This is a genomic window from Terrimonas pollutisoli, from assembly GCF_029360765.1.
Taxonomy (GTDB): domain Bacteria; phylum Bacteroidota; class Bacteroidia; order Chitinophagales; family Chitinophagaceae; genus Terrimonas_B; species Terrimonas_B pollutisoli.
Genome location: NZ_JARKNA010000004.1, coordinates 130,551 through 145,746, shown reverse-complemented (window position 1 = coordinate 145,746; position 15,196 = coordinate 130,551). Strand labels below are relative to the sequence as shown.

The following is a 15,196-nucleotide window of genomic DNA, read 5'->3' as shown; positions in this document are numbered from 1 at the left end:
CCTCATTCGTTTTGCGGAAATCGGCAGTATACATTTAATCCCATATTTTTTTAAAACTTTAAAACAAGCCATGAAAAACAAATTGTTGATTCTTACCGTAGGAACTATTTTATCTTTTTCCGCCAGTGCACAATCTGAATCGGACCTGAAACCTTTTAAAGTAGATGTCAGCCTTGGTTATGCAATACCCGGAGGCACCGGAGCTAAAGGCGGCGTTCTATTTGCCGTTGAACCAAAGTATGCCGTAATGAGCAATCTCGCTGTTGGTCTTCGGATGGAAGCAGCTGTTATTGCCCGCTTCAGCGGTTATGATGCGGAAGGCAACGTGAACGAAGCAAGTGTAAAAGCTGCCGGCTCTTATTTGCTTACCGGTGATTACTACTTTAGCGACAATTACTCCTTTCGCCCATTTGGCGGAGTAGGCGCCGGTATCTTCTCGTTAGCAAGTGCTGAGGTCAACTCAACACAAGAAGGTGTTTCCGCCGGTAGTAAATTTGGTGGAATGATAAGAGGTGGTTTCGAAATGAAACACTTCCGCCTGGGTATTGAGTATAACCTTATTCCAAAAACTGATGTTATTGGTTACGACAATAACGGCGAACCAGCTACCATGAAGGCTAAAAATGGCTACCTGGGTATTAAAGTCGGTTTTTGTATCGGTGGCGGTCCCCGCTAAAATCAAAAGAGAAAAAACATAAAAGTTGCCTCCAATAAAGGCAACTTTTTTTATTGCCGTCATCTCGGTTGGAAAGAGTATGAGCAGCTATGACTTTAACCTTTTAAATAAATTCTGTCTTCACTCAAACACTATCCAGTAAATTTGAAGCATGGTCCGCCGCACGATAGAAATTATTGTCAGCAGTTTTAAAATGGCTTTGCTGGAGTTATGGAAAAACAAACTCCGCACATTTCTGTCCTTGTTTGGAATCACTATCGGAATTTTCTGTATTATCGGCGTATTGGCTACTGTAAACAGCCTGGAACAAAACATCAAAAACGAAGTCAATTCTCTTGGCACCAATACTATCTATATTGACAAGTGGGATTGGACAGCGGGCGGTGGACCCGATTTTCCCTGGTGGAGATATGTAAACAGGCCTTCGCCAAAATATGAGGAACTAAATCAGGTAAAAGAAAGAACAGCCAGTGCCAAATATGCCGCTTTTAATATCAGCGCCACCGATAATGTGGAGTATAGGGGCAGTGTTCTCTCCAATGTAAACTTATACGGCGTTACTGAAGAATTTCATGAAATACAACCAGTCGATATAAGCTATGGCCGCTATGTCACAGAATCTGAATTTGACAGGGGCAATAATATTGTTGTAGCCGGAAATGAAATTGCAGAAAAACTGTTTGGCTCGGCGGAATTGGCCGTGGATAAAACAATAACGGTGCGTGGCAAAAAAGCCCTGATAGTTGGTGTGATTAAAAAACAGGGGAAACAAATGATTGGCGGGTGGAATTTTGACCAGAGTGTGGTTATCCCCTACAAGTTTGCCCGCACATTGATGAATGAAGTAAGATCACAACCAATCATCATGGTGCAGGGCCAGGATAACCTGACCAGTAAGGCGTTAAAAGATGACCTGACAGGCACGATGAGGGCAATCCATAAGCTAAGTCCAACAAAAGAAGATGATTTTGCGCTCAATGATATTAATGACATTAGTGAATCGGTGAGTTCAGCTTTTGTGAGCCTTAATATTGGTGGCTGGGCTATTGCTGCCTTGTCATTGATCGTAGGAATGTTTGGCGTGGCCAATATTATGTTTGTATCGGTACGTGAAAGAACCAGCCAGATCGGTTTGAAAAAGGCGATCGGCGCTAAAAACCGGGTGATACTAACGGAGTTTTTATTGGAGTCCGCTTTTCTCTGCATCATCGGAGGATTGATTGGGCTTACCCTTGTATTTGTTCTCACCCAGATATTAACCAATGTTCTCGATTTCCCGGTATTTATTTCTACCAACAATATGATACTGGCCATTCTTATTTGTATTGGTGTAGGTATACTGGCAGGATTTATTCCGGCCAGGCAGGCAGCAAGAATGGACCCGGTTGTTGCGATCAGGAGTAAATAAAAACCCTCCAAACCTCCCTGAAGGGAGGCTTTAGCTTACTACAGCATTTATTATATTAAATTATTCTTTTGCGTAGTATCCGGTATTAAATCGCAGTCTTCTTTTCCATACCTGATTCCTAAAGATTTATTTTTGCCAAATGCTACCTGAAGAAAATTATCAATTTGCAGACTCCTGGGGCTCTCCCTTTAGGGAACGGGGAGGGTTAATTCTCGCTATAGAGTCATCCTGTGATGAAACTTCAGCAGCCGTTTGCAGGGATGGAAAAATTTTATCCAACATTATTGCTACACAAAAAATACACGAGCAATATGGCGGTGTTGTACCTGAATTAGCCAGCCGGGCACATATGCAAAATATAGTTCCTGTAGTAGAAGCAGCACTACAAGCTGCCAATCCTTCGGCTACCGCTCAGGATCAATTGCAAACTATAGACGCCATCGCTTTCACCCAGTCGCCGGGCCTGATAGGTTCATTATTGGTAGGCTCCCAGTTTGCAAAATCGCTTGCGCTGTCGCTGGACAAACCGGTAATAGCCGTGCATCACATGCAGGGGCATGTATTAGCTAATCTTATCACCGATCCAAAACCAAGGTTTCCTTTTTTGTGTCTTACGGTCAGCGGAGGTCATACGCAAATCGTTTTGTGTGAATCGCCGACTACAATGAAAGTGATTGGTGAAACCATTGATGATGCCGCGGGAGAAGCCTTTGATAAATCGGCGAAGCTGCTGGGGCTCCCCTATCCCGGCGGACCCTTGATTGATAAATATGCTAAACAGGGCGACGCCAACCGTTTTAAATTTCCCGAACCCCAAATACCGGGATTGAATTTTAGTTTCAGCGGTCTGAAGACTTCTATCCTATATTTCTTGCAAAATGCCGGAACAAGCCTCGTGTATAAAGAAGAGTTTAAAGCTACGGAACAAGAAAAGCAATCATTTATTGATAACAACCTGGCAGATATCTGTGCCTCCATTCAGCATCGCATTGTTTCTATTCTTCTGAACAAATTAAAGAAGGCTGTCATCACAACCGGCGTCACTGATGTGTGCCTGGCTGGTGGTGTTTCAGCCAATAGCGGTTTAAGGCTGGCATTTGAAGAAATGGGTAAAAAAAACAAGTGGAACACTTTTATTCCTGCTTTTGAATATTGCACCGACAATGCGGCCATGATTGCTATCACCGGCTATTACAAATACCTGGATGGCCAGTTTGCCGATCTTACTGTTAGTGCAACTGCAAGAGCTGAATGGTAAATTTTTCATATGGAAAAGATACAAACCATTACCCCGGTTCTGCGAATACTTGATGTGGCGAAAGCGAAAGAGTTTTATGTGGACTGGCTTGGCTTTACCGTTGACTGGGAACATCGCTTTGGTGAAAATTTTCCGTTGTATTTCCAGGTATCAAAAGATGGTATTATCATTCACCTGACTGAACACTATGGCGATTGCATCCCCGGGGCAAGAATAAGAATTCAAATGGATAGTGTCGCCGATTTTCATAAACAGCTAAAAGAATACCGCTATCTCAAGCCCGGCATCAATACAACCGAATGGGGAACATTGGAAGTATGCCTGATTGACCCGTTTGGCAACCATCTTGTATTCACTGAAACTATAAAAGAATAATTGCCGGATGGCCAATTCTTATTTCCAGTTCAAGCAGTTTATGGTTCACCAGGATCGTTGCGCTATGAAGGTGACGACAGATGGTTGTTTATTTGGCGCCTGGGTGGCGGAGCAGGTGAAGAGTGAAAATAAAGAAGTGACAAAACTGCTTGACATTGGCGCAGGTACGGGGTTATTATCATTGATGGTGGCACAGGCAAACTCGGCAATAAAGCTTGACGCCATTGAGATTGATAAAGATGCTTTTGAACAAGCCAAAGAAAATATCGCCAATTCGCCATGGAACAGCCGGATAAGCGTCTTTCACGGTGACGCAAAAGAATTTTCATCACCTTACTTATATGATGTCATTATCAGCAATCCTCCTTTTTATGAGAAGGAATTAAAATCTGAAAACAGTAAAAAGAACAAAGCTCATCACGACGAAGGTTTATTGCTGGATGATCTCTTATCGATCATTAAAAAAAATTTAGCGCCTGGAGGTGAGTTTTATTTACTGCTGCCTTATAAAAGAAAGGAAGCTATTGACATCGCCTTTGCAAAAAATGAATTAGCTATTTCTCACATCACTTTTGTAAGACAATCTACACAACATCATTATTTCCGGATAATGATTTCTGGTAAATATCCAGCAAATAAAGAAGGGCTATCTACCACAACGGAATTAACCATCCGGAATGAAAAGCAGGAATACATGCCTGAGTTTATTCAGCTTTTAAAGAACTATTATCTTCACCTTTGACACAATTAGTGAATCGCAATTATCAACCATTAATCCTTCGGCTACCGCTCAGGACCAACTGCTAACTTCCCTTCTGCATAGTCTTTCAGATACATGTAATGTTCTGTCAATTGTCCGTCTTTCGTCATTGTGGCTCTTTCAATAATGGGAGAACCACCCTTGATGAGATCATCCAAAACATATTTTATTAATTGCTCGCCAAAGTAGCGGGAAGCATCCCGTGGCAATTCATTGGGCAGGTTGCCCACAGCCATAATATCAATTGAATTGGGCAAATAAGGGGCCGTTTTTTGTAACGTAGTTCTATCGATCCCATAAATAGGATCTTCAATAGTTTGATCGCCTGCATTGATGGGCACAGAGCCATCGGCATCGTCGGTAATATCCGCGATCGTCTGAATGATGAAATCGTTCGCTTTCACATCATTTTTTTCAAACAGTCTCGGAACAGCTTTATCCCAATACACGCCGTTCATTAAAATATCAGTTTGGGCTGCATAGGGCAAAAATTTACAACGATATTCTTCCGGCTGATCATGAAACGCCTGCCGGTTATATTTTCCTGTTTTCTTATGTTCGTACAGATCAGCTCCTTTTAATTGCGTATAAACCGGGTAGGCAAAACGCCGGATAAGATAATCTTCCGGCTCCACTTCATGGATACCCATCAGGTTCATAATCTCAAGCAGGCCATGTGCTACCCGACCTGATCCTGCCACTACGATTTTTACATTGGGCAACTTAAGACCAAAATAAGTGTGTATTAACTCGCGGAAGCTTCTTTGCTTATACACTCTTTCCAATTTGTACAAACCGGTCCGGTTGCCATAGGCCATAATGCCATTATGAGCTCCTACTACGCCGGCAAAAAAACCAAAGCCGATGATCCGCTGCCCATCATCATGTTCCAGGCATTCGTAATCTACCAGGCGAATATCTTTGTCTAATATAGCCCGCAACAACTGCTGGTTATATGGCTGTTTCTTTTTGGTATGCGAAAAAAACAAATAGGTTTTACCGGGAATGAGCTGATCTATTGGTACTTCTTTTATGCCTAACAAAATATCACAATCAGAAAGATCCTCCTTTATTTCGACACCGGCAGCAATATATTCCTTATCAGTAAAACATCTTGCGGGAGATGACTGCGCCACAATCTTAACATGTGAGGCATTTTTGTGTATCCATTTGCATTGGGCCGGGGTAAGAGCAACGCGGTTGTCAGCCGGAACTTTTCCTTCCTTAATAAGTCCTATCCTTGTCATAGTCGTACATTTGCAATCGATTTATAAGAAGGGCAAATGTAATTTTAAAATTCGGGACGGGCTGAAGTATCATTTGAAGTATAAGTCCTGGTTTATCTGGATAATTTGTTAACGCTCAATCTTCATCTTGCACATGAGCTTTTTTAGAAAATTGTGGAGCCTGGTTAGAAAGGTACTATTGCCGAAAAAGAGTTGTTGCAGATAACCTCAATATTCAAAAAAATATTTGAATTCATCGCCGGCAATTACCCGGAAAGCCGTAATATTGCAACCCCAAACACCACCTGCCCGGGTGGCGGAATTGGTAGACGCAGCAGACTCAAAATCTGCCGTTCGCAAGGATGTGCTGGTTCGATTCCAGTCCCGGGCACGGAACACGATTTAAGGCAATTTTTTTAAAATTGCCTTTTTTGTTATCCTCTGTATCCTTTACCAGTGGCTGGATTTCAGCGAAAATTGAATTTACTTTTGAAGGTCGAACTGTACCTTTTTTCTTGTTGTACAGAATTCCCTCAGGGAATATCAGGTATTGCAACCGTTGCTTGTTACTAAAATCCAAGGAAAGCCACAACTGGCTTAGGTTTTCAGCGATTGCCATCCCTTTTTCTACAACCATTTTCAGGTTCGATCTGTCAAACGAGGTATCAACTGATTCTTGCCTTAATTTTATCAGTTCATCGTTGTATTTTGAACTGTACTTTTCGAACAATTCTTTGTTTAAATTGCCCAGCACATAGCGCTCTTCAAGTTTCTCAATCTGATCTTCCAATCCCTTTATACGTTTTTTCAACTGTATGTTGTCCTTTAAAGCCTCTCCGAACTTATCTGTAAGCTTCTGCATTAAAAGTTTTGACAATACCTCTTTATATTTCTTGCTGTACTCAAACTTGCGAAGTAGATCTTCAAAATGAGTATTTAACCTGAAGGCATTAATGTTTAATTTTCCGGATTTATTTCTTGTCTTGTAATACCAATGTTCCTTCTTAATGTATGCGGTAAGGGGGCATAATGATAGTTCATCCTTGGCAAAGATTTTTAGGGGAGCTTCCTCCACCCTATAGCTTTTAGCGATACCAGCAGTAGGTTCACTTTTGAAAAGATCATTGGCTTTTAAAAACGTTTTTAAATTAACCAGTGCAGGATGATGCCCTTTAATCAACTTTCCGTTTACAAGATTACCAGTTACATAGCCAGCGTAGAATGGGTTTGAGATGATCCAACGAAAATTTTTCTCATTTACCCGAACGCCCTTAGTTTTTAAATGATCAATTATTTCTCTATTACTTAGAATACCTTCAGATTTAAGAGTAAATGCTTTTTTTAGCCAACGTCCCTCTTCATTTATAACATATACATGATCGCACGCCCGATGTTTCGGCTGTTCTCTTCTTTCCAAAAAATATTCGGCCCTTAACTCGGGATTATTGGGAAGTTCCAACGATTTGCTGACGGGCTTTGCACCACCTACTATTATTTATAGTAGTTCAATTTTACAAACCAAGTCTCTTATCCGTTTTTTTCACTTAAATTCAAGCAACAAGAATGAACCCGGTGAAATTGACTATTGATTATTAGAATGAAATCTTCTTCTTATTTATCATCCACAAATGATTATCGTTCCTATTTGGAAACACTTCTTATCGTGCCATCCAGCCACCATCTACAAACAAAACAGTACCGTTTACATAATCGGAAGCGGATGAAGCAAGAAACACCGCTGGTCCCTTGAAATCATTCGGAACTCCCCATCGGCCAACAGGTATACGATCCAGTACTGCTTTATTTCTCTCCGGATCTTCCCTTAAAGCTTTTGTGTTAGCAGTAGCTATGTAGCCTGGTGCAATTCCGTTTACACAAACACCTTTACTACCCCATTCATTTCCAAAAGCACGTACAAGGCCGGCTACAGCCGATTTGCTGGCTGTGTAACCCGGAACATTTATCCCACCCTGGAAACTGAGTAATGAACAGGTAAAAATGATTTTTCCTCCCCCATTTTCCATCATGTGTTTTCCGAACTCACGGCCCAGGATAAACTGTGCGTTCAAATTAATATCTATCACTTTGTCCCAGTATGCGTCGGGGTGCTCTGCAGCAGGCATTCGCAAAATGATCCCTGCGTTATTCACAAGGATATCTATGCGTTCATTATCCTTTTTAACAACATTGATAAATTCATACAATTGCCGGCGATCAGAGATATCTACCTGCATGTAGGTAAATTTTCTACCGACAGCCTCCACAGCATTTTTCGTTTCTATCGCTTCCTTTACAACTGAAGCGCCAATAATATCAGCTCCTGCTTCTGCCAACGCAATTGCCATACCTTGTCCCAATCCTGTATCGCATCCGGTTACCAATGCAGTCTTACCGGTAAGGTTAAATAATTCTAATGTTCGCATTCGACAATCTTTGGTTTAGTGTTTATGATCTATATATATATATATCAAACCCGGACCATTCGCCTCGCAAGTAATTTCCGTTTACTCATTTTTTTGCCAGGTGGTCATTAAAAGCAGGCGCACTTCGGCGGGTTTGTTCGGTTGTCACCCTGACAACCTTTTCTCATGAACGTATTGGATTTAAAACGAGGCATTTTCTATCACTTATTTACAACTTCAGCGAGCACTGCTAAACTCAGAAATGAAATTAGTTTTCATTTTCCCACAACAAGGTGAAAGTTGTATTGAATTAGGGTGAATTTTATCTGGATAAAGTTTTTTAGTTGCTTGTGTACTGTTTACCAGTGCAAATGATATCTACTTTCGTTGTACAAATATTGACATTAAGCTAAAGCGAGGAAAGAGTAGAAACTCCCTCCGAACATTAGCCAACTGCTTATATCTGCTAAAAAAATCTTGATAAGTTATTTGAAACTTATCACCTGATAAACAAAGGCTCTTTCTGCCTCAAAGCTGAAAGGAGTCCTCACCTCTCCGATGCATCAGTATTCTATTGCTTTATAATCTTCTTTCTAATGGACTGCATGCACTGTCCAAAAACCGTATTCTGCAATCCTATATTTACCGAAGCCAAATTCTGGCTCGGGTCGGCAACAAAAACAGGTGGATTAGCGGAGGATACCTTGTGGATCCCTGGGAAAATGTTTAAAAAATTGAAACCGAAAAAATCAATGCCAAGGAAAATTTCAAGTATTGCATGGAATTTCTTTGTGCTTTTTTTGAAATATCAGCTATAAGTATAAGCCGGCAATGCCTTCATAATTGAGGGCATTGCTGGCTTATTGGATATTTTAAACTCGTTTACCAACTCATCGCCTGTTCTTTGTAACAAGTATTGAAAACAGGCTGTCAGTGCTTTGCTGTTATTACTTCCCTTACTTTAAGTTAGGGTTCAGCAGCGCATCGGCATAAGGAATGGGCAACCAATAATTAGCTTTGGTGATTGACCCAACGGGCTTCAGGTCGTCGGCATGTTTGTTGGCGTTGGCTGCTTCCACTTTTTCTAAGCGAACCAGGTCGAACCAGCGGGTATATTCTCCGGCAAACTCCCAGGCACGCTCCTGCACTACGGCATCCGCAAAGGCATCGGGGGTTAGCGCTTTCACCATGCTTATTCTGTCAAAATCGGTTTGGAACAGTTCATCCAATGCAAAGACTGTAGCACATTCAACAGCAGCAGAAGATGATAATCCGGCGCCAATCGGTACATCACTGGTGAGTAAAGCATTAAAACCTTTTAAGGGAACTCCCTCTTTAATAAATTGAGCTGTTGACCCTAAAATATAATTGGGCCAACTGACATCGCCGATTGGTTTTAATTCATCAATATTTATTGAAAATGTTTCATTAAGATCGAAAGCACAAAGATGAATTTCATTATCATCCCGGAGTGAAATAGCTATATAAGCTGCTTTGTCAATCGCTGCTGGCAATACAAATCCTTCGTTGTAATCCGTGTGTTCTCCAATAATATTCACCCTGCCTGGCGAACGAACAATTAAAGATGCAGGGCCATTGCCGAAAATTTTGGCAAATTGTTTTTGAATCTGATCGATAGTATTCATAATAAAGTTTACTGAGTTATTGTGATTAAAATGATCAAACACGAACTGCCTGCCGGGCCAGCAATCGCCATTTCCCCTTTGTCTTTTCCCAGGTTGTCATCATCCTTTTCATTCGCCTGTTATTTTTAACCGGTCATCTTTCATTTTATTCAGGCTTAGTGCAGGAAGAGTAGAAACTCCCCCGCACATTTGCCTTGACTGCTTGCTTAAACCGAAAAATTTTACAGTTTCACTATCTTTTTTTTGATCAACTCTGTACCATTTTTTACATGAACGAAATACATACCGGCGGCTAATCCATTTAATGAGACGCCCTGACTTGTTGTGGTAAGTTTTGTAGTACGCACCAACATGCCCAGTGAATTATATATCTGCATTATTGCATTTGCATCCGGCGTTGTTACTGATATATACAACATATCCTGAACCGGATTGGGATATACCGAAACAATCTGTTCATTAACAATCCGTTCATTTGAACCTCCGGTGTTATTACTAGTCCGGCTTCCCATACCACATTCACCAAGTAAATCGTCGTGATCTAAATGTTCCTGTACAGCATCAGAAGAAATACAAATGCTATTGTTATTGTGGCAAATCTTTACCTTGTTGTTATTGTTACCACATCGTACATCTAACACATTTATTTGAATTGATGCAGATGTTTGACAGCCTTTCGAGTCTGCTACGTTTACCGTATATGTACCGGCTTCTGTAACTGCAATCGACTGCACTTGTTGCCCATTGCTCCATGCATAAGCATAGCCTTCTGTTCCTCCATCAGGAGAAGCAACAATTGTAAGTGTTGAAGGTCCATAGCCAAGATAAACTGTATTTTTTGCATCTATTGCCGGGTTCATTGCAAACACATCTGCAATACTTGCATTCAAACGCTTATTGATGGTTACTGTACAAACAACTAATGATTGATTACCGTGAATATCGGTCACCGTCCAGGTAATGGTTGATTCGCCCTGTTCAAACTGTCCGCTTGCATCAGCACCGCTACCACTGCGTTGGGTAACACCTGTAATAGCATACGTAATGGCAGAAACGCCACTGTTATCTGTTGCCGTTACAGCAGGTATAGTATAGCTGTGGTTGTTACCGGCATAACAGAAGAACTGATTTGCCGGAGCTGTAACAACCGGAGGTTCATTGTCGGTTACCGTTACTGTTTGTATGGCGGTTGTTACGTTTCCGGAATTGTCTACAGCTGTCCAAATTACTTCCGTTACACCTACAGGATAGGTTGCCGGAGCATTGTTGGTAATAGATTGAACGCCGTCGTTATCGGTAGCTGTTGCTGTACCCAAAGCCACATTGCTGGCGGTGGCCGCCCCGGCATCGGTATTCACTGTTACATTAGCAGGAGCCGTAAGAACCGGGGGTTCAATATCGTTCACCGTTAGTGTTTGTGCTACCGGCGTGGCAGCTTCATAAATGTCATTGCCTTGCTGTGAAGCCGTAATAGTACTGATACCTTTGCCAACAATAGTTACGGTGTTGCCACTTATTGTAGCCACGCCAGTATTGGAACTGGTATAGCTAACCGCTAAGCCAGATGAAGCCGTAGCCGTTAAATCAAATGTTGGATCACTGGTTGTTTTTGTCGGTATTGGATCAAAGCTAATCGTTTGCGGAGTCAACACACGACTCAACACAATTTCTACCGGTAATCCATCCACTACCGTGAACTGAATGGTAGTTTCTCCGTTTGCAGCGCTTGCTATGCTGGCTCTGGCATTCGGTTGGGAAATCTGCCAGTTTGTTCCTTTTATTGTGATGTTTATTTGTTTGTCAACAGATATGGGACTATCCTGTCTCCAAACAAATCCAAGATCAGGATTGTTTACCGCTATCTGGAGGGTTTTCTGTGCTTTATCGTATTGTGACATCACCAGGCAAGGGTAGTCCGCACCGGTCAATAATCCTGTGTTGTTTATTCCGGAAAGCGGATTGAAAAAAGCGTATCCAAATATAGCGTTTGCATTTGCATTGGGTTTGTATTCCACGATGTGAGCAACACTGTCTTTACGATGTACCGTATACGGCTTGTTGCCTGCACTTACCTGGTTATTTAATTGAACCATGTCAGTAGTGCTTGCATTCGGCACGCAAATGTATTCGTACTCTTTGTTTGATGGAGACGTTCCGTGATCGATATAACCAATAGCATAATTCCCTACCGGATTATTGGCAATGTTTTGTGCCGACCACAGCTGCTCGTGATTCGGTGTTTGCTGATCTGCTCTTGTGAGCTTGATATCACCACTACCTGCAAACACATAAAAACCGGTATTGTAATTATCAACCAACCAATGGTTACCGGTACCTGAATAGATGTTGTTATAACTGCCAGCCTGCAACAAACCACCATCCACATTTACTACATCTTTGCCGGTTGCAGTTTTACGTTGATACAAGGTGGTTAACGTTGTATTCACTGCATCGTTATTGCCAATGCCAGAACCAAGACAGATCAACATGTTGTCAAACGTAAATACGGATTTCTTAAAAGTAAATGTGTTGTTATGACTTTCCGGACCATAAACAGCATCCCATCCCTGTCCTGTTTTTTCCTGGAAGTCCATGGCAAACATTCCGTAAGTACCATGAATGGCTTTTAAATAACTGCTGTTTTTATTAATGAAGCTTAATGAGCCTACAAATCTTTTTTGTTGCAGCTCGTCAACCTGGCCTCTTTCAGCATGAAGCTTATCCCAGGGAAGTCTGATAACAGTAGTACCCGGAATAAAATTCCAATCTCTTGTTGTTACATCATAACCATTATCAATAAGGTTATCACCTGCATAAACGATGTCAACAGCACCATAACTTTGGTAGCGTCCAAAACGATTTGAATTTGGATAAATTTCTGCACCAAACATATTATTGTTGAAACCTTTGCAGGTAGCTACCCAATTATCTTTCCGATAAATACCCGCCATGCTGTGGTTAAACTGAAAATATCCTGCATTAAAAGGAGCTACGGTACTGTTACCAAAAGGTGCATAGCCTCCCCATATACGATTATGAAGAGTAGCCATAACAGGATCTGAAGTTCCTGTTCCTAAGATGCTTCCCCCGGCTACTGCCATGTTACGGAAAGAAAATCGATTTAATACCGTATTGAATTCCTGGGGCTTTCTCCCTCCCATAGATATTGATCGTGTGGTTTTATCATTACCAAACATGAGTTGCGCCATAATAGCATCTCTTAAGAGAAGATAAGTTTCAGTGCTTACCTGGAAAGAAGTTTGCCACAAATAAAAAGTAATATCAGCAGCAGGATTTAGATTGTAACCTGTATAAGACGGATAGCCAGCCCAATGATGAAAACCAGAACCATCGGGTTTAATTCCATCAAGAGTACCTCCTGAGTAGCGGATATACTTTCCCATCATACGTTTGAATGCGGTCATATAACGATAGCGTTCATCAGCAGAATCAATCCACTTTACATAGGCCATCGTAACAGATGCCATATTTCCCAGATGATCCATATTGTAACCGACAGTCACACTTTTCTGATCAGGTTCCCACATGTAGTCAAAAACATTTTGTTGATTCAGCAAATTCTCAAATAAACTTTTTACATAAAAATTGTCTTTGATACGGGGGATTAATATGGAGGACCATCCGAAATTCCGAAAGGAATATCCATTGTATTCTACATTCATTGTTCCCTTACATATACGATCTGAAACCAGCCATACCGTATTGAGGGCTTTGGCATATATATTAGTAGTGTCTTCAGGATGAAACTTGAGATATTGGGCAAAGGTTTTTATAAATGATACCTGATCATAACTGGTAACAGCTGTTGTTGAACTGATATTATATCCGTTTACCGAAATACCAAGTGCATTATAACCTGCTATTGCCGTATTAAGTGCTGTGGCCGATGGTTCGACTGTACCTAAAAAATTATCTGAAAACCGTTTAAATATTGATTCAATTTCGGCGTCGATTGTTGCATTTGAAGGAACCAACGGCAGGTCTGGGTTTAGACTCATAGAACAAGCCGGAGCCGGAGGTGGACCAGATACTATTTCATATTGTATTTTCCCTGCAGGATAATTAATGATGCCCGTATAATTATTAGGATCTTGCCTTGATGCAAAAGTTCCTGTAATAGTTCCGGTTGCTGTAGCAAAATCAAACTGCGATCCAACCGCAGGAGCATAAGCATTAATCAAATCAAACTGCAAAGTGCTGGCATTACCTATTGTAATATTTCCGATTACTTTTAATTGATCGCAAGCTCCTTTGCTTTGTATGCGCATTGAACCGTTATCGGCTAATGTAAAGTTACCTGTTAACTGAGGCGTTCTTACAAGCGTGCCTCCTGAAGGAACTCCAAAATACAATGTACTTGTTGTAAGATTGCCGGTGATGTTAACTGCTGCATTGGTTGTCACACCTGATGGGTTCATTGATGCATCGATGGTCAGCTTCTTAAGTGTTGATGCACTTGGATCGAGAAAGAGATTAGTAGCCTGTTGTCCTCCGGAAATGGAAAGACTTGAATTGGGATTGCATTTCAGCAACCTGGTTGTGTTTCCTGCCTGGATACTCGACACCTGCAGATCATAACCGTTCAGGTCTAACACAGTAGCGGGAGTTGGACCTCCACCGAAAATAAGCGGACTATACCAAATACAGTTTCCAGTCAATTTTCGGTTCTTGGTTACCTGAATACCGGCAGCGCCTGAAGCAATTATACCTCCTGCAACCTGGGTTAAATTAATTGTTCGTAATCCATCACCACCAAAGTAAACACCTCTGGTGCTGCCAATATCATGTAGCGCTGTGTTTCCTGTAACATCACCGTTTGCGCTGAAAAAATTACTTCCCGATGCTGCCTGTAAGGTTTTGATTGTTCCGTTCCATGTGAGCAAACCGGTAATGGTAAATGAAGCACCAGTGGCATTATTGTTATGGATAATTTTTCCTCCTTGATGAATATTTAAAGAGGCAACGGTCATGGTGCCAGTATTCGTAATGGTAGCTACGCCTCCATTCAAAATAATAAGATTGTCAGCAGCGACAATGGTAACTGAAGTTAAGCCAGTTGTTCCATCTGGATTTGTTGTCCAGCCGACTGAAGCTGTTGAATTACCGGTGAGTGTTGCGCTGGCAGAAGCAGTGTAGTAATCTGTAGCCTGGGCGTACATTGCTGCAAACAACAGCATTAAAAATGCGAGTAGATTTTTTTTCATCATAAACAATCGTTAAACAGAAGTGAATACTTTTTACGCAGTAAATCTGTGAAAAAATAAGAAACTTAGAGGGGCGAATCTGTCTCTGTTTAGGGTGAGATATGTCTGCTGAAAGTTGAAGTAAATAAGGAAAATGCTTCCTCATTTCTGGGTGAAGCAATAATCATTCGCTTCATTTACTACCCCCAATGCGCCATCATATTTTTCAATTATACGTTTG

9 protein-coding genes, 1 tRNA gene and 1 pseudogene are annotated in these 15,196 nt (G+C 41.4%); 6 read left to right on the top strand and 5 right to left on the bottom strand.

What is annotated here, in order from left to right:
- Nucleotides 1–70 precede the first annotated feature (70 nt).
- The 5 genes from P2W73_RS09230 to P2W73_RS09210 all read left to right on the top strand — a co-directional run bounded on the left by P2W73_RS09230 (nucleotide 71) and on the right by P2W73_RS09210 (nucleotide 4,459).
- Nucleotides 71–676: an outer membrane beta-barrel protein gene (locus tag P2W73_RS09230; RefSeq protein ID WP_276501735.1), complete on the top strand. Its 606-nt coding sequence runs from the start codon at nucleotides 71–73 to the stop codon at nucleotides 674–676.
- A 151-nt stretch (nucleotides 677–827) separates the two neighbouring features.
- A complete protein-coding gene (locus tag P2W73_RS09225) occupies nucleotides 828–2,084 on the top strand; it encodes an ABC transporter permease (RefSeq protein WP_276501734.1) in 1,257 nt (418 codons plus the stop codon).
- A 139-nt stretch (nucleotides 2,085–2,223) separates the two neighbouring features.
- The gene (gene tsaD, locus P2W73_RS09220; protein ID WP_276501733.1) at nucleotides 2,224–3,342 is read left to right on the top strand and encodes a tRNA (adenosine(37)-N6)-threonylcarbamoyltransferase complex transferase subunit TsaD; all 1,119 of its coding nucleotides are present in this window, start codon (nucleotides 2,224–2,226) and stop codon (nucleotides 3,340–3,342) included.
- 9 nt (nucleotides 3,343–3,351) lie between these two features.
- The gene (locus tag P2W73_RS09215) at nucleotides 3,352–3,717 is read left to right on the top strand and encodes a glyoxalase superfamily protein (protein ID WP_276501732.1); all 366 of its coding nucleotides are present in this window, start codon (nucleotides 3,352–3,354) and stop codon (nucleotides 3,715–3,717) included.
- 7 nt (nucleotides 3,718–3,724) lie between these two features.
- Complete coding sequence (locus P2W73_RS09210) at nucleotides 3,725–4,459, top strand: tRNA1(Val) (adenine(37)-N6)-methyltransferase (protein ID WP_276501731.1); 735 nt, start codon at nucleotides 3,725–3,727, stop codon at nucleotides 4,457–4,459.
- Nucleotides 4,460–4,500: 41 nt separating this feature from the next.
- On the opposite strand, the gene P2W73_RS09205 is transcribed toward P2W73_RS09210, so the two are convergent.
- Entirely contained in the window at nucleotides 4,501–5,724 is a 1,224-nt protein-coding gene (locus P2W73_RS09205; RefSeq protein WP_276501730.1) for an NAD(P)-dependent oxidoreductase, read from the bottom strand.
- A 286-nt stretch (nucleotides 5,725–6,010) separates the two neighbouring features.
- Here P2W73_RS09205 and P2W73_RS09200 point away from each other — a divergent pair.
- A tRNA-Leu gene (locus tag P2W73_RS09200) sits at nucleotides 6,011–6,094 on the top strand.
- Nucleotides 6,095–6,826: 732 nt separating this feature from the next.
- On the opposite strand, the pseudogene P2W73_RS26485 reads toward P2W73_RS09200, so the two are convergent.
- From P2W73_RS26485 to P2W73_RS09185, 4 genes and pseudogenes are all read right to left on the bottom strand, one after another.
- Nucleotides 6,827–7,120 (bottom strand): annotated as a pseudogene (locus P2W73_RS26485) (recombinase family protein); the annotation flags it as partial.
- A gap of 241 nt (nucleotides 7,121–7,361) precedes the next feature.
- Nucleotides 7,362–8,126 carry a 2-dehydro-3-deoxy-D-gluconate 5-dehydrogenase KduD gene (kduD, locus tag P2W73_RS09195; RefSeq protein ID WP_276501729.1) on the bottom strand — a complete coding sequence of 255 codons (765 nt, stop codon included), beginning with the start codon at nucleotides 8,124–8,126 and terminating at the stop codon, nucleotides 7,362–7,364.
- Between the two features lie 935 nt (nucleotides 8,127–9,061).
- The gene (locus tag P2W73_RS09190) at nucleotides 9,062–9,751 is read right to left on the bottom strand and encodes a galactokinase family protein (RefSeq protein ID WP_276501728.1); all 690 of its coding nucleotides are present in this window, start codon (nucleotides 9,749–9,751) and stop codon (nucleotides 9,062–9,064) included.
- Between the two features lie 221 nt (nucleotides 9,752–9,972).
- Nucleotides 9,973–14,979: a polysaccharide lyase family 8 super-sandwich domain-containing protein gene (locus P2W73_RS09185; RefSeq protein ID WP_276501727.1), complete on the bottom strand. Its 5,007-nt coding sequence runs from the start codon at nucleotides 14,977–14,979 to the stop codon at nucleotides 9,973–9,975.
- Nucleotides 14,980–15,196 lie beyond the last annotated feature (217 nt).